At 50.2% G+C, this 19,932-nt stretch carries 19 protein-coding genes and 1 pseudogene; 16 read left to right on the forward strand and 4 right to left on the reverse strand.

The genetic code is table 11. The features are described 5' to 3' along the window. The first annotated feature begins 24 nt into the window (after positions 1-24). The 5 genes and pseudogenes from ACI77B_RS04585 to ACI77B_RS04605 all read left to right on the forward strand — a co-directional run. Positions 25-2,565 carry an ABC transporter permease gene (locus ACI77B_RS04585; protein ID WP_409337587.1) on the forward strand — a complete coding sequence of 847 codons (2,541 nt, stop codon included), beginning with the start codon at positions 25-27 and terminating at the stop codon, positions 2,563-2,565. Between the two features lie 109 nt (positions 2,566-2,674). Then, positions 2,675-2,938: a type II toxin-antitoxin system Phd/YefM family antitoxin gene (locus ACI77B_RS04590; RefSeq protein ID WP_409337588.1), complete on the forward strand. Its 264-nt coding sequence runs from the start codon at positions 2,675-2,677 to the stop codon at positions 2,936-2,938. Then, a complete protein-coding gene (locus ACI77B_RS04595; protein WP_409337589.1) occupies positions 2,931-3,233 on the forward strand; it encodes a type II toxin-antitoxin system RelE/ParE family toxin in 303 nt (100 codons plus the stop codon). Before ACI77B_RS04590 ends, ACI77B_RS04595 begins: the two co-directional genes overlap by 8 nt. 150 nt (positions 3,234-3,383) lie before the next feature. Further along, positions 3,384-4,079 carry a helix-turn-helix domain-containing protein gene (locus ACI77B_RS04600; RefSeq protein WP_409337335.1) on the forward strand — a complete coding sequence of 232 codons (696 nt, stop codon included), beginning with the start codon at positions 3,384-3,386 and terminating at the stop codon, positions 4,077-4,079. A 17-nt stretch (positions 4,080-4,096) separates the two neighbouring features. Further along, positions 4,097-4,969 (forward strand): annotated as a pseudogene (locus ACI77B_RS04605) (IS3 family transposase); the annotation flags it as partial. Positions 4,970-5,115: 146 nt separating this feature from the next. Here the strand turns inward: ACI77B_RS04605 and ACI77B_RS04610 are convergent. After that, positions 5,116-5,997 (reverse strand): nitroreductase family protein, encoded by an 882-nt coding sequence (locus ACI77B_RS04610; RefSeq protein WP_409337590.1) that lies wholly within the window; start codon positions 5,995-5,997, stop codon positions 5,116-5,118. Between the two features lie 113 nt (positions 5,998-6,110). Then, positions 6,111-6,461 (reverse strand): winged helix-turn-helix transcriptional regulator, encoded by a 351-nt coding sequence (locus tag ACI77B_RS04615; protein WP_409337591.1) that lies wholly within the window; start codon positions 6,459-6,461, stop codon positions 6,111-6,113. A 161-nt stretch (positions 6,462-6,622) separates the two neighbouring features. Here ACI77B_RS04615 and ygiD point away from each other — a divergent pair, with 161 nt between their 5' ends. Continuing rightward, the gene (gene ygiD / locus ACI77B_RS04620; RefSeq protein WP_409337592.1) at positions 6,623-7,405 is read left to right on the forward strand and encodes a 4,5-DOPA dioxygenase extradiol; all 783 of its coding nucleotides are present in this window, start codon (positions 6,623-6,625) and stop codon (positions 7,403-7,405) included. Positions 7,406-7,512: 107 nt separating this feature from the next. Here ygiD and ACI77B_RS04625 read toward each other — a convergent pair whose 3' ends face one another. Further along, positions 7,513-8,772: an MFS transporter gene (locus tag ACI77B_RS04625; protein WP_409337593.1), complete on the reverse strand. Its 1,260-nt coding sequence runs from the start codon at positions 8,770-8,772 to the stop codon at positions 7,513-7,515. 213 nt (positions 8,773-8,985) lie between these two features. Here ACI77B_RS04625 and ACI77B_RS04630 point away from each other — a divergent pair, with 213 nt between their 5' ends. Continuing rightward, on the forward strand, positions 8,986-9,516 hold the full coding sequence (locus ACI77B_RS04630; RefSeq protein WP_409337594.1) for a hypothetical protein: 531 nt from the start codon (positions 8,986-8,988) through the stop codon (positions 9,514-9,516). Further along, on the forward strand, positions 9,513-9,707 hold the full coding sequence (locus ACI77B_RS04635; RefSeq protein WP_409337595.1) for a helix-turn-helix transcriptional regulator: 195 nt from the start codon (positions 9,513-9,515) through the stop codon (positions 9,705-9,707). Before ACI77B_RS04630 ends, ACI77B_RS04635 begins: the two co-directional genes overlap by 4 nt. 107 nt (positions 9,708-9,814) lie before the next feature. Here the strand turns inward: ACI77B_RS04635 and ACI77B_RS04640 are convergent, their stop codons facing one another. Next, complete coding sequence (locus ACI77B_RS04640) at positions 9,815-10,483, reverse strand: Crp/Fnr family transcriptional regulator (protein ID WP_409337596.1); 669 nt, start codon at positions 10,481-10,483, stop codon at positions 9,815-9,817. A 106-nt stretch (positions 10,484-10,589) separates the two neighbouring features. Between ACI77B_RS04640 and ACI77B_RS04645 the strand changes: the two genes are divergently transcribed. The 8 genes from ACI77B_RS04645 to ACI77B_RS04680 all read left to right on the forward strand — a co-directional run bounded on the left by ACI77B_RS04645 (position 10,590) and on the right by ACI77B_RS04680 (position 19,900). Continuing rightward, entirely contained in the window at positions 10,590-11,246 is a 657-nt protein-coding gene (locus tag ACI77B_RS04645) for a cupin domain-containing protein (protein ID WP_409337597.1), read from the forward strand. A gap of 55 nt (positions 11,247-11,301) precedes the next feature. Next, positions 11,302-11,490, forward strand: coding sequence for a ferredoxin (locus ACI77B_RS04650; protein WP_409337598.1), 189 nt, complete (start codon positions 11,302-11,304; stop codon positions 11,488-11,490). Positions 11,491-11,949: 459 nt separating this feature from the next. Beyond that, positions 11,950-12,951, forward strand: coding sequence for a hypothetical protein (locus tag ACI77B_RS04655; protein ID WP_409337599.1), 1,002 nt, complete (start codon positions 11,950-11,952; stop codon positions 12,949-12,951). A gap of 42 nt (positions 12,952-12,993) precedes the next feature. After that, positions 12,994-13,443, forward strand: coding sequence for a D-aminoacyl-tRNA deacylase (gene dtd, locus ACI77B_RS04660; RefSeq protein ID WP_409337600.1), 450 nt, complete (start codon positions 12,994-12,996; stop codon positions 13,441-13,443). 117 nt (positions 13,444-13,560) lie between these two features. Beyond that, entirely contained in the window at positions 13,561-14,481 is a 921-nt protein-coding gene (locus ACI77B_RS04665) for a lactate/malate family dehydrogenase (protein ID WP_409337601.1), read from the forward strand. Positions 14,482-14,774: 293 nt separating this feature from the next. Beyond that, positions 14,775-16,892 carry a CocE/NonD family hydrolase gene (locus ACI77B_RS04670; RefSeq protein WP_409337602.1) on the forward strand — a complete coding sequence of 706 codons (2,118 nt, stop codon included), beginning with the start codon at positions 14,775-14,777 and terminating at the stop codon, positions 16,890-16,892. A gap of 80 nt (positions 16,893-16,972) precedes the next feature. Further along, positions 16,973-17,749: an alpha/beta hydrolase family protein gene (locus ACI77B_RS04675; RefSeq protein WP_409337603.1), complete on the forward strand. Its 777-nt coding sequence runs from the start codon at positions 16,973-16,975 to the stop codon at positions 17,747-17,749. Between the two features lie 210 nt (positions 17,750-17,959). Further along, entirely contained in the window at positions 17,960-19,900 is a 1,941-nt protein-coding gene (locus ACI77B_RS04680) for an EAL domain-containing protein (RefSeq protein WP_409337604.1), read from the forward strand. Positions 19,901-19,932 lie beyond the last annotated feature (32 nt).

Raw genomic sequence — 19,932 nt, forward strand, 5'->3', positions numbered from 1 at the left:
CAGAGAAGGAGGAACGTTCATAAGATGAAAACAGCCGTCTGGAAAAACTTTTACCGCGAGATCAGGCAGGATCCGGGTCGATTTTTGTCGATTCTGTTCATTGTCATCCTTGGCGTGTCTTTTTTGTCCGGGGTAAGAGCCTGTGAGCCGGATATGCAGCAGAGTCTGACGGCCTATATGAACCGGCATAAATACATGGACGTGAAGATCCAGTCAACGCTTGGGCTGACGGACGTGGATGTTAAGGCGGCGCGGCAGACGGACGGAATTTCAGCGGCGGAGGGCGCGTACAGTGCTGATGTTCTGAGCGATTCCAGGAACCGGACGCAGGTCGTGCGCGTGATGAGCACGGTCCGGGGGATGAACAGTTTTACGGTGAAGTCGGGGCGGCTTCCGCGCAGGCAGAATGAGTGTCTGGTGGACGCAGAACTTGCGAAGGAGCGCCATCTTTCCATCGGCGATAAGATTCACATCTATTCAGGGACAAAAGACAAACTCAGCAAGAGTTTAAAATACAGCACGTTCACCGTCACCGGCACGGGCAGCAGTCCGGCTTACCTGACGGATGACCGGGGCAGCACGACCCTTGGAAATGGTACGGTAGACGGCTTTATTGCCGTGAAGCCGTCGGCTTTTTCTATGAGCACGTATTCCGCGGTTTACTGCCGGGTGAAGGGCGCGGAAAAATACACGACAGGATCTGCGGTGTATAAAGAAAAAGTACGTGCAGCGCAGAAGAATCTCAGGAAAATGGCGGCTTCCTGCTGCCGGATCAGGCTCAATGAACTGAAGCAGCAGGCGGTTCAGACCGTGCAGGCCTCTTATCCGGGAATCGATCGGGCATCGGCTGAGGCAATTGCGCAGAAACAGATGAAAAAGCTGGGATCGGGGAAATGGTATGTGCAGGGAAGAGCACAGGATCAGGCCTATGCGGAATATCTTCAGAACGCGGAGCGTATCGCGGCGATTGGAAAGGTTTTTCCACTCATTTTCTTCCTGGTCGCGGCCCTGGTCAGCCTGACGGCGATGACCCGTATGGTGGAGGAAGAGCGAGAACAGATCGGCCTGATGGAGGCATTGAGCTATGGAAGAGGCGTCATCATCAGGAAGTTCGCTGGTTACAGCCTTCTGGCGACGGTAACGGGAAGCATTGCCGGTGTTCTGATCGGCGAAAAAATGCTTCCCTATATCATTATCAATGCCTACCGGAATCAGTTCGTGAATATGGATCAGACGGTGATCCCATATGAGTGGAAGTTCTCGCTTCTTGCGGCCTTTGCGGCGGTTCTCTGCAATCTGCTCGCGACCTTTTGGGCCTGCGGTCATCTGCTGAAGGAAGTTCCATCCCAGCTGATGCGGCCGGAAGCGCCGAAAAACGGAAGCCGGATCTGGCTGGAGAGGATCACGCCGCTCTGGAAACGGCTGAGTTTCAGCAGTAAGGCGACCCTGCGGAATATTTTCCGCTATAAGAAGAGGCTGTTTATGACGATTATCGGAATTGGCGGCTGCACGGCGCTGCTTTTGACTGGTTTCGGCATCCGGGATGCAGTGACGGAAATTTCCGTGAATCAATCCGGACGGGTGCAGAAGTATGATGCCCAGCTGCTGATCAATCCGGACGCCTCTGCCTCTTCAAAAGCTTCGCTCAGCCGAACATTGAAGAATGTGCCGGAAATCGGAAGCACCGAAAAGCTGTATCAGGACAGCGTCACCTTGAAGAAAGACGGGAAGTCTTACAGCGGATACGTCATCGTTCCGGAAAATCCGGGAAAGCTGCATCAGTTTATTGATCTGCATGACCGGGTATCCGGGGAAAAATACCATCTGAACGATCGTTCGGTCATCCTGACGGAAAAGGCAGCAAGTCTTCTCAATGTAAAGAAAGGTTCCCAGGTTACACTGAAATTGAACGTCGGCACGACCGTCCGGGCCAGAGTCGGAGCCATTGCGGAAAACTATGTCCTTCACTATGTCTATATTTCTCCTGCTTACTATAAGCAGCTGACCGGAAAAAGCGCAGAAAGCAACAGCATTCTGCTGAACTGGAAGGGGAAAAACATCCATGAGAAGTCCATTCCTAATAAACTTCTCAGGAACGGTGCAGTCTCACAGATCAGCCTGACCAGCAGCGCAGAAAAGGCGATGAAAAAGACCGTCGATCTGCTGCGGACGGTAGTCGGGGTCCTGAGCGGCGCCGCGGCCATGCTGGCCTTTGTCGTGATGTTCAACCTGAACAGCATCAGCATCACCGAGCGGCGGCGTGAGCTGGCAACCCTGAAAGTGCTGGGATTCTACGACAGAGAAGTGTCCATGTACATTTTCCGGGAAAACATCATTCTGACCGGAATCAGCATCGTTCTGGGGCTTTTCCTGGGCGTCTGGCTGAAGACCTTCATTATGTCCACGGCAGAAACCAATGACCTGATGTTCGGCCGGACGGTCGCAGGGTCCAGTTTCCTCCTTGCTGCACTCCTGACGGTGGTTTTTGCCCTCATCGTAAATGGAATTTCCTCGATTTCCATGCGGCGCATCGACATGATCGAGTCGCTGAAGAGTGTGGAGTAGGAGCTGTGTGCAGAAGAGAGAATTGGATCCTTGTAGAAATAAATGACATAATTATGCTTTAGAACACAGCGATATTATGCTAATATATGTGTATGAAGGAGTGAGTATTATGCCAGAAATTGTACCGATCAAAGAATTACGGAATACGAATGAGATTTCCAGGCGCTGCCATGAAAGTCAGGAACCTATTTTTGTTACAAAACAGGGATATGGGGATCTGGTGGTTATGAGTATGGAAACCTATGACAGATTGACAGGAATTGCAGATGTTGACCAGTCCATTAAACATGCTGAAGAAGAGCTGGCCGCCGGCGGTCAGCTGCGCGATGCCGAAAGTGCGCTGAAGGAACTGAGGAGGAAACATTTTGGATAAGTATTCTGTTCGATTGTCACCGCAGGCGTATCGGGATATTGATGAGATATATACATATATCAAAGAAGAATTGTTTGCAGTTAAGGCTGCTGAGGATATCGCAGATCACCTGGAAGACGCGATTTTGAGTCTGAGGGAGTTCCCAGAGCGGGGTGCAGAGCGTAAAGTAGGAAGATATGCCGGGCTGGGCTATCGACAGCTTTTTGCCGATCATTATATTGTCATTTATCGTATTGATAAAAGCAGCAGAACAGTTATTGTCATGACAATAAAATATGCATACAGAAACTTTTAAACTGATAGAAAGTTTCTGTATGCATTTCTATTGTCTGCCCGTTAGACGACAACAAGGTTCCCGGGCACCCACCCGACGCTTCTGATATGCTCCCCTTATGAGAGACAGTGAAAAAACAAAACACGGTTGTACTCATGAAGGGAGTATTCTATGAGTAGAAAAGGTAAAAAAATTTCCGAGGAAATCAAACTAAAATATGCCAGGCAAATTTCTGAAGGAAAAATGACTCGTAAAGGAGCAGCCAGAGAACTTGGTATTGATAGTCGCTCTGTCAGCGAATGGGTTCTCCGCTATCAGGAACAAGGAGAAATGGATTTCCTTGATACCGGCCATAACAGAGTTTATCCGCCGGAACTCAAACTCAAAGCAGTGACCAGCTATCTGAACGGTGAAGGCTCACAACGGGAAATTTCGGCACGATACGGTTTGAGAGCACGCACTCAACTACATAAATGGATAAAGATGTATAATAACGGCATAGACTTCACACGAAAGATGTCAGGAGGAAGCCGTATGACTACATCACGAAAGACAAGTAAAAATGAGCGCGTTAATATTGCCAAAGAATGTCTGGCAAATGGGAAGAATTATGGCGAAACAGCCATGAAATATGGCGTCAGTTACCAACAGGTGTATGCCTGGGTCAAACGATATACGGAACTTGGAGAAGCAGGTCTTGAGGATCGACGCGGCAGACGCAAAGCCGATCAGCAGCCGCGCAGTGAGATTGAAACGTTGAAGATCAAGCTGGCGCAGACGGAGCAGGAACTGTACATGACGAAGATGGAGCGTGATCTGTTAAAAAAAGTAAGGGAGCTGGAGAGAAAAGAACGCTTTCACAAGTAAGGCAGTCCCATCTCTACAGCTCCATAAAATACTGCACAAAAAAATACGGATATCCGGTTGAATCATGCTGCTCCATCCTTCATGTAGCAAGATCTGCTTACTACAAATGGCTCAGAGGTGACACGGGCAAACGGATCAGAGAAAATGAACGGATTGCAGGAATCATGGAAGATATCCATAACGATGATCCGTCCAAGGGCTACCGCCGAATCAGCGATGATCTTGACCGATATCATGGCATTCACATTAATGACAAGCGAGCACTGCGTATCTGCAGGGCAAAGGACATTAAATCTACGATCAAGTACTGTAATCATGGGTGTACACGACAAGCCAGTCACCCACAGTATATTGCAGATAATATCCTTAACCGCATGTTCACTGCTGATGCTCCGAATCAGAAGTGGCTGACGGATGTAACGGAGTTTAAATGGTATGAAGGCATCGTTGTGCACAAAGTGTATCTGAGTGCCATTCTGGATCTTTTTGACAGACGGATTGTGTCCTATGTAATCAGAGATAACAACAATAATTCGCTGGTATTCGACACTTTTGATAAGGCCATTTCTGAGAATCCAGGTGCACACCCATTATGCCACAGTGACCGTGGATTCCAGTACACGAACAGAGCATTCCATAAAAAACTTGAAGATGCCGGCATGACGCAGAGTATGTCCAGAGTTGCAAGGTGTATCGACAATGGTCCGATGGAAGGCTTCTGGGGAATTCTCAAGCGCGAACGATATTATGGCAGACGGTTCAAAAGCCGGGAAGAGCTGGTGACAATGATTGAAGACTACATCAGCTACTACAATAACCGAAGACTTCAGAGACGGCTCGGTGTTGTAACTCCGATGGAAAAACATCGGGCGTACCTGCGAGCCGCATAATGGAATTTTACAAAAAATGGAAAGAATGACCAGTAACCGGATGGCCACTGGTCAAAAATATTATGTTTTTTCACTGTCCTCTTGACGGGGAGCAGTTCATTCAGCGTCGTGGAAGGGTGGGGTTCTTATTGTTTTCTCGTGTTTATCTACAGTCTGCACTGTGCGATGAAGTGTGCGTTTTCAGGCAGCTGCAGGTCCTCTTCCGGTGCCTCGAAGGACCACTTCTTCAGGGCGTCTCCTTCGCCGCGGGTGCGCTCGTTGACCGCGTAGAAATTAAACATTTCGATTCCGTAATTCAGATGTGTATCTGCTTCACCGGTCATCTCATCGTCAAGGCCGATCAGGCAGACAGCATTCTTTGTGAGGATAACGCGGTACGGCTGGCGGTTGAAGAAGGACTGTGCAACGCTCATGCAGAGAAGCGCGTCGTTCAGCTGCGGATACTGCGGAGCGACCAGGTCGATTTCTGCCTTGTTTCCGAATGTGCCGTCAAAAACAAACTCGTCAAGGGAAATCTTGGATGCTGCACGTGTCGCTGTCTTGTTGACCTTGACATCGGACGGGCTTTTGATATCCAGGCGGGTGCCCTTCTTGTCTTTATTTCTGTAGCCAAATCCGACGACGACAGCCAGTGTCTTGTCTGTGCTGATGCCGATCTGAGCCTTGGCCTTGTCTGCATCATTGATGGTCAGCCAGCATGCAGCCAGTCCCAGAGTCGTCAGCTTCAGGGTCAGTGCCTGCATAATGAAAGCGGCGTTTTCCAGATAATGGTCCTTCTTTTCAGAGAAGAGCAGCGCATACTGCGGGGAATGAATCATAAATCCATTGTAGCCGACGGTACTCTCAAACTTTGCTGCCTCTTCATGGTCGATAATATGAAATTCCGTTGCGATGCTGTCATCCAGCGCGTCACACTTGGAAACACTGTCCTTAATCTGCTGAAGTTCAGTTTCTTCAACATCTTCATCCGTGAATGCTCTGCAGGATTCACGCTTCATGATCAGGTCATAATAATTTAAATTCTCCATAGAATATGTTCTCCCTTCTGTCAGTTTTCTTTTTTGGGCGATTTCTCATCATTATTGCTCATACGTTAAGTATATAACATTTCCTGGAATATTGCCACAACTCACAGAGTCTCTTATGCCCGGTTTTTCTTTAGGTAATCGATATACTTATCGCCCCAGACTTCGATGCTGTCCAGCACAGGGCCGAAGGACAGGCCGATGTCGGTGAGCTCGTATTCTACGCGCGGCGGGACTTCCGGATAAACGGTGCGGCTGATGATGCCTTCGTTCTGGAGCTTCTTCAGCTGCGTAGAAAGGGTGGCCTGGGTGACTTCGATGTTTTTCTGAATTTCGTTGAAGCGTTTCGAGCCGTCTGAAAGTTCGTGAAGGATGAGGATAGCCCATTTTCCCTGAAGGACCTGCTGGGCGGTGACGAAGGGGCAGACGCCGAACAGACCGGCCTGATTGCATTTCTCTTTTTTCATTCTAGTTCTCCAATTCCAATGTAAAACATACCAAGTAAATAGAAAAATCCTTCTTGCACATTTGATTTTGTCCAATTATATTTATCATATAAAGAAAAGAAATCTAAAGCAAGTATAAAGTTTAAAGTTATGCAGAAAATACATGAATCGAGGGGATTAAGATGACAAAGAAAATGCCGGTTGTATTTTCCGGACACGGAAGCCCGATGGTGGCGCTGGAACATAATGATATTACTAAGGGAATGCAGGCCGTCGGTGAACGGGTTCTGCGGGATTTCGGGAAGCCGAAGGTGATTCTGGCGGTTTCCGGGCACTGGTTTGTGCCGGGGACGCTGATTCAGAGCGCGCCGGAGCCGAGACAGGTTTACGACATGTACGGTTTTCCGAAGGAGCTGTATGAGGTGAAGTACCCGGTAAAGGGCAGCGCAGAGCTCACGGACCGAGTAAAGACGCTGCTTGGAAGCGCGGTTTCCGAAGATAATAACTGGGGCATTGACCATGGAACATGGACGGTGCTGGTGCACATGTTCCCGAAGGCGGACATTCCGGTGGTGCAGCTTTCCGTCAACCAGGGTCTCAGCCCGCAGGAAAGCTATGACCTCGGAAAGAAGCTGGCCGCGCTCCGCGAAGAGGGATTCTTGATTTTCGGAAGCGGAAACGTCGTGCACAACCTCTTCTGTGTGGAATGGGACAATGAAGGCGGCACACCGGAGGCAGAAGGATTCAATGATTACATCCGCGAGGCCGTGCTCAGCGGTGATGCTGACAGCGTCATTCACTTTGACCGGCACCCGGACGCGAAATATGCCGTCCCGACGCCGGACCATTTCCTGCCGCTCCTCTACTGCCTCGGCGCGTCGGAAGGAGATTCTGCAGAGGTCTTCAACAACGTCTGCAATCTCGGGTCCATGGCCATGACCGGATACATTTTCGGCGGCAAATAAAAAACGCAAGGGGGAAACGCCCCCCCCTTCGCAAGTCTTACGATTACATATATCTACAAAGCTATTAATCATCATTCACCAATATTTTGAAACAGCAGGGAATTTGCTCAGTGCCTGCTGTTTTTCTTTTGCAGTTTTCCCGTGTACAGGCAGAAGGGGATCGCCATGAGCTGGGCGCAGACGGAAACGGTGATCATCAGCGGCATGCTGAAATCGTAGAGAATTCCCATCAGCCAGCTTCCCAGGAACCAGAAAATGCCGAAGGAACATTCGAAAATTCCGTATCCTGTTGCCCGGCTGCTTTTCGGGACGATCTGGGCGATGACGGATTTCATGATGGATTCCTGCGCGCCCATGCCGATGCCCCAGAGGATGACGCCCAGCATCAGAGAAGACATGGAATGCATACCGAAGATGAACACGGAGAAAAATGCCGACATGATCGTGGACCAGACCAGAACACTGACGCCCCTCTTATCGTACCAGAAGCCGAAGACCAGCGCAGAGACGGCATCGACGAGCATGGCAAGCGCGTAGAGCAGGGGCAGATTTCCCTGAGTCATAAAGGAACCGCCGGATGCGATATAGACTTTGGAAACATGCATGGCGATCAGAGAGTAGTCGATAAATCCGAAGGCGAAACAGCTGATTCCGGCGATGTAAATGCGGAAACTTTTCTTCATGTGGAAGGGCTCTTCATGAGCCGGTTCCGGCTCGAATTTTTCCGGGTTCGGGAATTTCTGACGCGTGAAGATCAGAAAGAGCAGGGTCAGTGCGCCCGGAACCGCCAGCATGGCAAAGCATAGGCGGTAGCGCTGGAAGGTCGTTCCGCTTGACTTCATCAAAAGAATCAGGTAGAGAAAGACCGGCCCTGCGAAGGCGCCGATCTGGTCCAGCACTTCCTGAATGCCGAAACTCTTTCCCACACCTTCCTGCGTTGCCGCGAAGGACATGATGGTGTCCTTGGACGGCTTTTTTATTGCCTTTCCCATTCTCTGGATGACCAGAAGGATGCAGGCGGCAATCCAGCCGTGGTTTCCAACCAGGGCCAGAGCCGGCACGCAGATCACGTCCAGCACATAGCCGGCAATGGTCATGAACCAGTATTTTCCAGTTTTGTCGGACAGTTTCCCGAACACATAGCGCAGGGAATAGCCGACCAGTTCGCCCAGGCCGGAGATAAATCCGATAGTCCCTGCGGAAGCGCCCAGTGCCGCCAGATAGGCGCCGCGGATGCTGTCCGCGCCTTCATGGGTCATATCAGAAAACAGGCTGACGATGCCAAACAGCAGAATAAACACCAGTGCCGCGGACCAGCGTTTTTTCGTATTCCCCCTGCCGGGTTGATTTTGTCGTGAATGCTTCATTGCTCTTTTCCTTTCCTGAGTTCTACTGTACCATAAATGAACAGGGAAGATATTAACAGATTATAGCATCGGGGAAAATTATGTCGGGCTGTGACAAATATAAAAAGCAAGATGTAAAATATAATTGACAAAATTGCGCATATATTGTGCTCTGAGGATACAGGAAAGAGATGCCTTCTGGATGCGGATTCATCCGCGGGAAAGGAGAATATTATGAGTACTTCGTTTAGCGCGGGATTGTCGGTTGGGTTTGCTATCGTGTGTCTGGTACGGCTTGTCTGGGTGTACAGGAGAAAGAAGGCAGGCCAGCTTTCTCACTATGATGAGAGGCAGAAACAGATACAGGCGAAGGGAAATTACATCGGATATATGACGATGATCGGAATGTCGGTGGCCATAATGTTTATTCTGGAATCCGGAAAGAAAGTGCTGTTTTCACCGGGCATGTGGGTCCTCATGACCATTATAATCAGCGGGCTGACAGGGATCATCTATATGATCGTCCGTGGCGCATACATTGAATATGATAAAAAGGGAAACACTCAGCTGCTGCTGTTTGCACTGCTCGGGGCTGCAAACATTTTGTCCGTGGTAACGCAGGGCACACATGGAAATCTTTTTGTGCACGGCGTTATTACCGTGGCATCCGGAGCCAATCTGGCCTGTGGTATATTCTTCCTGGTTATGTTCCTGGCGGTTCTGATCCGAAGATTTACCGATAAAGGGGAGAGTGAGGAGGAATGAAGAATCTGAGAATGAAAGCCGCCCGGGCGGCAAAGGATCTCTCCCAGGCGGAACTGGCGAAGCTCTGCGATGTCTCCAGGCAGACCATCAGTGCTATTGAAAAGGGTGACTATAATCCGACGATTCATCTCTGTATTTCCATCTGCAGGGCGCTGGATAAAACGCTGGACGAGCTCTTCTGGGAAGAGTAAAAATTTTTGATTGTCTATCCGTCAGACGACAACAAGGTTCCCGGGTACCCGCCCGACGTCTTCAGCGTCGGGAAGGGTGGGGTTCTTCTGGACAGCCTGGGGTCTGATCAGTCTTCTGCATCTGCGAGCAGACGGAAATGGTTTTTCCAGAAATCGATCAGACCGTCGTCCTTCATTTTCCCTAGTTCCTTCGACAGTGCGGTCCGGTCCACATTCAGGTAATCGGCCAGCTGCTGGCGGTTGAAGGGGATACTGACATCGAAGGAATGCTGCTGCAGGGACAGGGTGTTCAGGTAGGCCATGACTTTTCCACGGATGGTTTTCGGCGCTGTGTGGAAACTGCGGTTTGAGAGAATGAGATTCTTATGCAGGGCAATGCGCAGGAGATTCTCTGTCAGCTTTCCGAGAATATCAGGCGCGGAGCAGTTATGCTCAAGCAGGCGGCCAACCTCAAAAAAAGCGATGTTGCAGTCTTTTGCGGCGATGACGTCGACAGGAAGAATGATTCCTGGTGTCATTGCGTACATCTCTCCGAAACATTCTCCGGGATCGACTTCCGTAAGGATGCTGCGGTTTCCCCAGCGGTCATTCTGTTCTACCGTCACTTCTCCCTTTAAGACCATTCCCATAAAACGGATGTCCTGACCGGCAGACAGGATGCGTTCCGATTTCGAATAGCTTCTCTGGTAGTAATTCAGACAGCTGAAGGCCCTGGCAAGCTCTTCTTTTGTCATATCATGAAACAGCCTCGTTTTCAAAAAGAAATCCTCGTTCATCCTGAGACCTCCTGAATTCTGATTCTCTGCAAAATGTGGTTATAACCACGGTGTGATTTCAGCTTCCATGTTAAGTTTATCATGTAAGCGAAAGGAAGTGAATGTCATGAAGGAAGAGGCAGGAAGAATCTTTAAGATTGCAGAAGAAAACGCGCCGGTGCCGGGCTGTACGATTTCCAACACCGTCGGAAAAAGCGGCAGCTGCAGCATCACCCATTTTGCGCTGGCAGAGGGTACAGACATCAGTGCGGAGATTTACAGAAACCCGAAACTGTGGATTGCCGCGGGAGGAAAGATGACCGCCTTCGGGCGCAATGGTTTTGAAAAAACACTTGGGACAGGCGATGTATTTGTCGTGCCTGCGGATGTACCGATTGGCATACGGGCTGAAAAAGACAGCGTATATACAGAAATTACACTTCAGGAGGAATCAGAAATGAACAAGGTATTAAAGTCAGCAGAAGTATTTTCACTGAAGGATCTCATCCCTTATCAGGATGGAAAGATTGTAAACATGGATCTGATCAATGATCCAAAGCTGAAACTCGTGATCATGAGCTTTGATGCGGGCACCGGCCTCGAGGAGCACGCGGCTCCGGGCGAGGCACTGATCACCGCTCTGGACGGTGAGGCTGTCATCGGATATGAGGGTAAAGAGTACCGGATCAAGGCCGGGGAGAACTTTAAGTTTGACAAGCTTGGCAGACATTCTGTGACAGCAGACCATAAGTTCAAGATGGCCCTGCTGCTGCAGCTTGACTGATAGATAAATGAACCATATAACCATACAAATTTAACCATAATGAGGAGGAACAACTATGAAATATCGTGTAGATCAGGACACTTGTATCGGATGCGGACTCTGCAACAGCACATGTCCGGCGGTTTTTAACATGAACGACGAAGGCAAGGCCGAGGCAATCGAAGGTGAAGTTCCAGAAACTGAACTGGATGCCGCTGCGGAAGCCAAGGATGGCTGCCCGGTTGGAGCAATTGAAGAGGCTTAATGGCCGGAAATGACGAGAGCGGGGCTGCAAATGCGACAGCCCCGCTTTTTTGTATTTTATCAGACGCACCCGGCTCAGCCGGCCTGATGATGCGTTCGGGGCGGACTGGTTTGTGATGACCGTGTGAAGAATTTCGTGCGAATCCGGACAAAGCCGATATTCAAGAGGAAACTACGAAGCGAATATCTATGCAATGGCGGAAAATCTTTACAATTATTGATTTTTAAATAGACAGAAACTGTAGTACAGAAACTGTAGTATAATTATACTATAGGAAGCATTTGCAGACGGCCGGGACAAGGACAGTCAGGAAATGACTTCCCTGTGGTCTTGCCGGATGCGAGTGCAGTTTTTATTAAGAAAAGGGCACATCCGGGGTTTGATATAAGTAAGAAAAGAAAGAACGAAAAAGAGAGAATTAAAAGAAGCAGAAGAAAAGACGTTCTCCTGAGGGGCGCGGTGGCTGCGGGCGCAGTGTTAGGCGGCACAACGGTATATGCACAGGGAAATATCGTATACGGCGCGGAAACGCAGACTGCTTCTATCACAGGGCAGCAGAGTGAGAGTGTGCTGGAAGAGACCAGTACGTCCGCATCGAGAATTGAATCTCTTTCAGAATCCGCAAGCGGATCTGAGAGCGCGGCGCTGAATTCGGAGTCGGAAGCGGCAGGCAGCACAGAAAGTACATCTGCGTCTGCACAGAGTACATCCGCTTCGGATGCGCAGAACACGGCTTCCGCGGAGGATCAGGGGAAATCTGCGTCTGCTTCTGCAGTACAATCGAATAATGATGCAGGGTCCATGAGCGCGTCGGCAAGCGGTGAGGATTCTGCGGCATCAGAGAAGGCTTCAGACAGCACTAAGCTTTCTGAGGAGGGGTCATCGGCCTCTTCACAGAGCGCGAGTGAGTCGGAGGCTGTTTCGCGTGCAGCGGAAAATTCGGCCAGCACGTCAGCAGTGTCCTCAGGGCAGGCCTCCTCCATGGCCAGTCAATCTTTGTCTACAGCCAATTCCGAGCAGATCGAGCAGCTGCAGGAAATTGCGGAAAATCTGCCGTCCGGCATGAAAATTCACATCGCCGCAGTGACCGAAATGTCCGCAAAACTCCTTGCCTTCGGGCGCTATGAGAACATCCGCCTGTATCCTTGTGCGCGGGAATCCCTTATTGACGGACTGCTTGAAAAATGCGATTATTATCTGGATATTAACCACGGCGGCGAGATCGTTTCAGCGGTCAAGCAGGCCTTCCTGCACGATGAGCTGATTCTGGGATTCAGAAATACCCTGCACAATTCCTGGTACACGGCAGAGGAAAACCAGTTCAGCGATGCGGATGGCCTGTGCGATGCGCTGAAGCGCTGCCATTCAGACGGCGAAGTCCTTCAGAAACGTCTCCGCGCCCAGAAAACCGCGGCGATGGAGGAACGGGAAGAGATTTACCGGAAACTGTTTGAAGAATAGAATCATCGAACGATGACAAGCAGAAGAGTATAGGAGGAGAACATGCGGTTTGTAATTCAGCGCGTACTTGAGAGCAAGGTAGAAGTTGACGGAAAGACAATCGGAGAAATCGGTCAGGGCTTCCTGGTCCTGATCGGCGTTACCCACGGCGATACAAAGGAAACCGCGGATAAGATGGTAAAAAAGCTGATCGGCATGCGGATCTTCGAGGACGAGAACGGGAAAACCAACCTTTCCCTGGAGAAGGTCGGCGGCAGTCTGCTTCTGGTTTCTCAGTTTACCCTGTACGCTGACTGCCGGCGCGGAAACCGCCCGGGCTTTACCGACGCCGCCGACCCTGAAATCGCTGACGATCTGTACGAATACATCATTTCCGAGTGCCAGAAACAGGTTGAACACGTCGAGACCGGAGAATTCGGCGCCGACATGAAGGTCAGCCTGGTCAACGACGGGCCGTTTACGATTATTCTGGATTCCGCGGATCTGCATTAGTATGCTATAACAAAAAATATCTGGGAAATGCATGACTTAACACTAAAATAGTGTATAATGGTAACATTGACTTACAAGATTATGGATTGATTGATTATGTTACAGGAGGAAAATACGATGAGTCACAGAAAAGCAATGGTTATCGGAACGGGTCACGTTGGTTCACATGTGGCGATGGCACTTGCATTTGATCATACGGCGGATGAAGTTGTCCTGGTGGATAAGGACGAGAAGAAGGCAAAGGCGCATGCGCTGGACATCTATGACGCAATGAGTTTCTCCAGTCACAGTGTTCTGGTTCGCGCCGGAGATTATTCTGATGTAGAGGACTCTGACGTTGTCGTGATCGCCATCGGCGAGCCGAGAAAGCCGGGACAGGACCGTGTGGACATGCTGGACCACTCCATTATTATGTGTAAGGAGCTGATTGCTTCTCTGAAGCCATATAAGATTCCGGGAATCGTGATTTCCATTACGAACCCGTGCGATGTCATTGCGGATTACCTGAGAAAGGGCCTCGGTGTTGACGACTGCAGAATGTTCGGAACCGGAACCCTGCTGGATACTGCGCGCCTTGTCCGCGTACTGAGCCGCCAGACCGGCGTTTCCAGAGATTCCATTCAGGGCTTTGTTATGGGCGAGCATGGCGAGTCTTCCATGATTCCGTTCTCACAGATTCACATCGGCGCGCTGAAATACAGCGACTTTGACCTTTCCGATGAGGATGTCCTGACTGAGATGAGAAGAGGCGGCTGGGTCATCGTTGAAGGAAAGAACTGCACAGAGTTCGGCATCGGCCGTGCTGCTGCATACATGGCAGGCGTGATTTTGAGAGATGAGAAGAAGATCCTGCCGGCATCCGTCAATCTGCACGGTGAATACGGCGAGAATGACGTCCAGATCGGTGTTCCGTGCGTAATTGGCGGAGAAGGAATCGAGCGCGTTCTCGAGATTCCGCTGACCGATGAAGAGAAGGAACAGTTCCATCATTCCTGCGACGTTGTCCGCGGAAACATTGCCATTGCGGCGGCAAAATAAAAACGCAAGAATATATTCTGGCTGGCGGCAGTCATGGTGAAAGCTGCCGCGCGGCGGAGAAGGGAGAGGCAGGAAGAGAGGATAGAAAGTTCTGGGTTTATCCGAAAATTTCTCACAAACTCCCTTATCCAATTTCATAAATATGTTACAATACGGTTGGACTAGAAATTACGCGGTCTGCGCAGTCCGGCCGTTTTTTTCTGGATAAGTTTCTTATTCGTCTGAAGATTCGGGGCATCTTGGGCGATGGTAAATAGAGTTGTGTAAGAGTGAAATGAGGAGGAAGTTCAGAAATGAGTGAGCAGAAGAAGGTGCCGTATTTTGAAAATGGCCTCGCACAGCCGGTATTCCCGTTTACCGATGGAAAGACGGGCAGCAAGTATGATCCGCAGACGTCGGATATCGTGAGATACTGCGTTTACGTGGAGACGGATTTTGACCTCGATGGAGACGGAAAACGCGACCTGGTCAAGGCCTTTGTACAGCTGCCGAGAAGCGCCGCGGAAGGAAATTATAAGGCGGGAACGATTTATGAAGCCCGTCCCTACAGTTCCGGAATCCAGTATGACGCCTATGACCACATGAAGGAAGTTGATGAGGATGTTTATCCGAAGTACGATATGCTCCATGTCCATGATGCGCCGGCAAGAACTCCGGAAGGCTGCATCAGCGCTCTAGAGGCAGCGGAGAAGGCAGATCCGTCGGAATGGCATTATCAGGATCAGGGATACAAGGACGGCGTCACATACTGCTACGATAACATCGACCTGTACGACTATTACCTGATCAGAGGCTTTGCCGTTGTTCAGTCCGCAGGTCTTGGAACGCTGGGATCCGAGGGCTTCGAGGCCGTCGGAACGACTTATGAGAGGGATGCCTTTGCGGCGATCGTCGAGTGGCTGCACGGAGACCGGGCTGGCTATACCGACAGAGAGCATAATATCGAGACAAAGGCTGACTGGTCAAATGGAAAAGTCGGCATGACCGGCAGATCCTATGGCGGAACCATGCCTTTTGCCGTTGCCTCCACAGGTGTTGAAGGTCTTGAGACCATCGCGCCGGTTGCCGGAATCGCGGACTGGTACAGTTTCCTGAATCAGCAGGGCGCGCAGAGATACTGGCCGCAGGAAGTGCTGATGAGCTTCCTGTCCTACTACTGCTCCAGCCGTTACAACGATCCGAAACTCAGCGAAGAAGAAAAGAAGAAATTCGCCGGATACCAGTACCAGATGTCAAGAGACCAGATCAAGTGCGGGTTTGACTATGATCCGGAGTTCTGGGACGGCGGAAACTACACCCTGAACGCGGACAAGATCAAGTGCAGCGCCCTGATCATTCACGGACTGAATGATGAAAACGTATCCACCAAACAGTTTGAGATGATGAGATCTTCCTTCAAGAAAGCAGGACAGAACGTCAAGCTCCTGCTTCACCAGGGCTATCACATGACGCCGACCATGGTGCTGAAGGGCTACGGCTTCCTGGTTGACGGACAGACTTATGACGATGTTCTGAACCAGTGGTTCTCTCATTATCTGTTCGATGTGGACAACGGGGCAGAAAACCGCCCGGACGTCATGGTACAGAGCAACCGCGACCAGCATGTCTGGGAGACTGCAGATTCTTGGGAGACCGCACACAAGCTGATCCTGAAGAATCAGGACAGAGGACAGACCGTGATCGACACGGACTGGGAAAAGGCCGGTGTCAATCAGGATAACTTTGACGAGAAAATGAGTCTGACATCCTCTAACATGAATCAGCGCTACCAGAGCGAGAAACTCCCGCAGGATGTCACCATTCAGGGAACCGTAAAGGTTGATTTCAGCGCCGCACTGCACGCCGGAGACCCGAAAGATTCCTTCCAGGGAGAGAACGTCAATGACGTAGACAAGCTGAGTTTTGCTCTCGGAACGGACACCGATTTCATGGACGATGTCAAGATGACCGTCCTGCTCTGTGATGTCAGCAGCGAGAAGTTCGACAGCTATCAGACCGTCGATGCAGCGAGAAACGAAATCCCGCTGAAGATCGTAGAGAAAGGCGCCATCAAAAACGGCGGAGACCTTCCGGACTTCGATGTCATCGAGTTTGAGAGCGCAAATAAGAATTACAAGGTCATCACCCGCGCTTATATCGACCTCTGCAACCCGGATTCCGGATACGAGCCGCAGACTTCCTGGTCCAGCATCACGCTGAAGCCGGGCGAGTTCCACGATTACAGCGTATATCTGAACGCCCAGCGCTACACCCTTGCGGCAGGCCATCAGCTGGTACTGGTTCTTGACACCGAGGATCCGGTCAACTGCATGATGCATAAGCATTACGCGATCGCCATCGATGATGCGTCCATTCAGGCAGAAATCCCTGTAACCGCGGAAATCAGCGGCCTGAAGGGACTTCGCAAGTAAGAGCAGAGGGTCTTCTCTACGCTGCGCAGATTGACGGAACTGCCCTGAAGAGGGTAATCTGTTATCGGAAGGAGAAAGATATGGAACAGATTAAATTGACAAAAGAAAATGGCAAGATCGTTCCCTGCCTTTTTGAAATCCCGGAAGGCGCAGAGAAGATCGCGATCTATATTCACGGCTTTGAAAGCTGTAAGGAATGTGCAACGGCAGAACTGATGAGAAAGAGAATGCCTGAGGAAGGAATCGGTGTCGTTTCCTACGACCAGCCGGGCCACGGTGAAGCAGAAGCCCGGCAGGAATGGATTCGCATCGAAGACTGCAAGGACAGCCTGCAGACGGTAGAAAACTACATCCATAAGCAGTATCCGGAAGCGGAAATCCTGTATTTCGGGTCCAGTTACGGCGCTTATCTTACCGGACTTTACATCAGCAGCAGGCCGCATCTCGGACATAAATTCTTTATGAGAAGCGCAGCGGTCAACATGCCCTGGCTGCTTCTGGGGGCCCCGGGAAGCGAGCCGGATGAACAGGCCATCGCTTTACTAAAGAAGCAGGGATATCTGCAGCCCAACCTCGGCGTCGGAAACCCGGTGAAGGTTCCTCTGGGCATGTTCGAAGACCTGAAAGAAAACGACCTGTTTGAGAAATTCAATGCAGACGCCTTCGGACATACGTCCTGCCGGATGGTGCACGGAAGCGAAGATCCCGTCATCGATCCGCGCATGGCGAAGAAGTTTTCGGAGAAATTCTCGATTCCGATTACCTTTATGGAAGGAGAAGGCCATTCCATCAACCTGAAGCCGGAAGATCCAGATAAGGTCATGGACCAGGCACTGGAGTTTTTCCGCATTAATTAATAAACATTCATATTTATGAAGGCGTTTCCTGCATTACGGGTATATACTTAGATGAGAGTCAGCTATTCCGGGATGCAGGATTTTTCTTTTTTGAAAATTTTCGAAATGAATTCCGTCACTGCAGTGAAGTTACATCCAGGCAGAAAGCTATGGAATGCGGAAAGACTGCTGCTGAATAGAGACTTCTTCTCCTGAAAGGAAGAGAGCATTATGTCGTTAAGCTATCAATTCGCCGATTCCGCCTTAGTCCTGCAGCTTCTGCTGCTTCTTTTATATATCTTCAGCAAACATCTGCCGACCTACCAGAATTTCTGCTTTCGGAGACTTCTGGAATTCGGCTGTTATACAACATTTCTTGATATTGTAACCTGTACGCTTGACAGCAGCCGCGCAGTCACGTCACTGCCGCTGCTGCACATGCTCAGTATCCTCTTTTTCCTGTGTTTTGTCGGAAGGGTGTTCGTGCTGTATGAGTTTACCCTGGGCTTTACGGGAATAAAATACCGGATTTCAAAATGGAGAGACCGGCTGTTCCGGCTGCCGTATCTGCTTTTTTCGATTGCTGTGATCTCGGCACCCTGGACCGGATTTATGTACAGCTACGATTCACAGGGAATGTTCTTCCGTACGGCTTCCTATAACGTAATTTATCTGGTCTTCGGATTCTATATTTTTCTGTGCATTGCTCTGGTGCTGACCTACTGGAAACATATCTCGCGATCGCAGTGTGTAAGTTTTCTGGTTTTCTGCGGAATTCTGATCATCGGGGGATTCGTGAGGATCATCAACGACGAGGCACTCCTGATGAATCTGATTTACGCGGTCGGCATCGGTTTTCTCTATCTCACGATTCAGGATCCGAGTCGTCTGCTGGAGGGAAATCACCTGTACTTCAATCAGGCTGCGTTGACAGAATTGATCATGGATCACATCGAGCGGCAGAGGAAGATGGCGTTTTTCTGCATGAATGTCAACAATTATGAGGAAATCAAAGCAGCGCGCGGTGTGGGGCGCGGCGACGGGAAGGCACGTCCGGTATCGGAATATCTCCATACGGCCGCACATTCCATGCTGATTTTCTACCTTGGCAATGGACATTTTGTCCTGTGTGACCAGGGGGAAAAGAGTGAGGAAGAACTGCGGCGTGCGGCAGATGCCTGCATCAACGACTCGCTGGATACGGACGATGACCTGCTGACGATGAAGGTATCCACCGCATATATCCCTGAAAGAATGCCGAAAGTCGATGGACAGATGGTCGGTGCGGCGATTAATTACCTGTTTGCGGAGATGCAGAAGCAGGGGAGGACGTCCAGAATTGTCGCGGATAACCAGATTCTTCAGCGGATCAGGAGAAACAGTGAGGTGGACGAGGCACTGGAGCGGACCATCCGGGATGAATCGGTTCTTCTGTATTTTCAGCCGATTTACTCCTGCAGAGACCATGCCTTTACCTCTGCGGAGGTTTTGGCGCGCATCGATGACCAGAAACTTGGCTTTCTCATGCCGGGAGAGTTCATCGAGAATGCGGAGCGCAGCGGAAACATCGTTCAGCTGGATCATCTGGTATATAAGAAGGCGTGTCAGTTCATTCAGGATCACGATCTGAAACAGCTTGGAATGGAATACCTGGAAGTCAATCTGTCGCCGGCCTACAGCAGTCACGGGCGGCTGGCGGAGCTGCTGATGGAGACCGCGGAGGAGTTTTCCGTTTCCATGCGGAGTCTGAATCTGGAAATTACCGAGTCCGCAGCATCCGACACGGTGCAGATGCATGAACACATGAAAACCCTCTGCGATGCGGGAATGAGCTTTTCCCTGGACGATTACGGCACGGGATTTTCCAATGTGATGGAAATTATGAAGCTGCCATTCGAGATCATCAAGATCGACAAGTCCATCGTCTGGTCTTATTTCCGCGGCGAGAACCAGTATCTGAAGGGCATCATCCAGAATTTTAAGGAAGAAGGATTTCATGTACTCGCAGAGGGCGTCGAGACAGAAGAAATGAAGAAGGGACTCGAAGAGCTGGGCTGCGACTATCAGCAGGGGTTCTATTTTTCCAGGCCGCTGCCGGAAGAAGACTTCCTTGCGTTTATCCGCGCCCATCTGGACAAAAATAACAAGCAAGAGAATAAGCCGGAAAAATGATTGTCCGGGGCTTTCTATACATGGTATAATCT

Source organism: Eubacterium sp. F2, assembly GCF_046244355.1.
GTDB lineage: Bacteria > Bacillota > Clostridia > Peptostreptococcales > Anaerovoracaceae > Aminicella.

Excerpts from the sequence above, each read along its gene's own strand:
- ACI77B_RS04615 (WP_409337591.1), bottom strand. The coding sequence starts at position 6,461 with ATGAAAAAAGAGAAATGCAATCAGGCCGGTCTGTTCGGCGTCTGCCCC.
- ACI77B_RS04640 (WP_409337596.1), bottom strand. The coding sequence starts at position 10,483 with ATGAACGAGGATTTCTTTTTGAAAACGAGGCTGTTTCATGATATGACA.
- ACI77B_RS04670 (WP_409337602.1), top strand. The coding sequence starts at position 14,775 with ATGAGTGAGCAGAAGAAGGTGCCGTATTTTGAAAATGGCCTCGCACAG.
- dtd (WP_409337600.1), top strand. The coding sequence starts at position 12,994 with ATGCGGTTTGTAATTCAGCGCGTACTTGAGAGCAAGGTAGAAGTTGAC.
- ACI77B_RS04610 (WP_409337590.1), bottom strand. The coding sequence starts at position 5,997 with ATGGAGAATTTAAATTATTATGACCTGATCATGAAGCGTGAATCCTGC.
- ygiD (WP_409337592.1), top strand. The coding sequence starts at position 6,623 with ATGACAAAGAAAATGCCGGTTGTATTTTCCGGACACGGAAGCCCGATG.
- ACI77B_RS04630 (WP_409337594.1), top strand. The coding sequence starts at position 8,986 with ATGAGTACTTCGTTTAGCGCGGGATTGTCGGTTGGGTTTGCTATCGTG.
- ACI77B_RS04680 (WP_409337604.1), top strand. The coding sequence starts at position 17,960 with ATGTCGTTAAGCTATCAATTCGCCGATTCCGCCTTAGTCCTGCAGCTT.
- ACI77B_RS04590 (WP_409337588.1), top strand. The coding sequence starts at position 2,675 with ATGCCAGAAATTGTACCGATCAAAGAATTACGGAATACGAATGAGATT.
- ACI77B_RS04600 (WP_409337335.1), top strand. The coding sequence starts at position 3,384 with ATGAGTAGAAAAGGTAAAAAAATTTCCGAGGAAATCAAACTAAAATAT.
- ACI77B_RS04675 (WP_409337603.1), top strand. The coding sequence starts at position 16,973 with ATGGAACAGATTAAATTGACAAAAGAAAATGGCAAGATCGTTCCCTGC.
- ACI77B_RS04665 (WP_409337601.1), top strand. The coding sequence starts at position 13,561 with ATGAGTCACAGAAAAGCAATGGTTATCGGAACGGGTCACGTTGGTTCA.
- ACI77B_RS04625 (WP_409337593.1), bottom strand. The coding sequence starts at position 8,772 with ATGAAGCATTCACGACAAAATCAACCCGGCAGGGGGAATACGAAAAAA.
- ACI77B_RS04635 (WP_409337595.1), top strand. The coding sequence starts at position 9,513 with ATGAAGAATCTGAGAATGAAAGCCGCCCGGGCGGCAAAGGATCTCTCC.
- ACI77B_RS04650 (WP_409337598.1), top strand. The coding sequence starts at position 11,302 with ATGAAATATCGTGTAGATCAGGACACTTGTATCGGATGCGGACTCTGC.
- ACI77B_RS04585 (WP_409337587.1), top strand. The coding sequence starts at position 25 with ATGAAAACAGCCGTCTGGAAAAACTTTTACCGCGAGATCAGGCAGGAT.
- ACI77B_RS04645 (WP_409337597.1), top strand. The coding sequence starts at position 10,590 with ATGAAGGAAGAGGCAGGAAGAATCTTTAAGATTGCAGAAGAAAACGCG.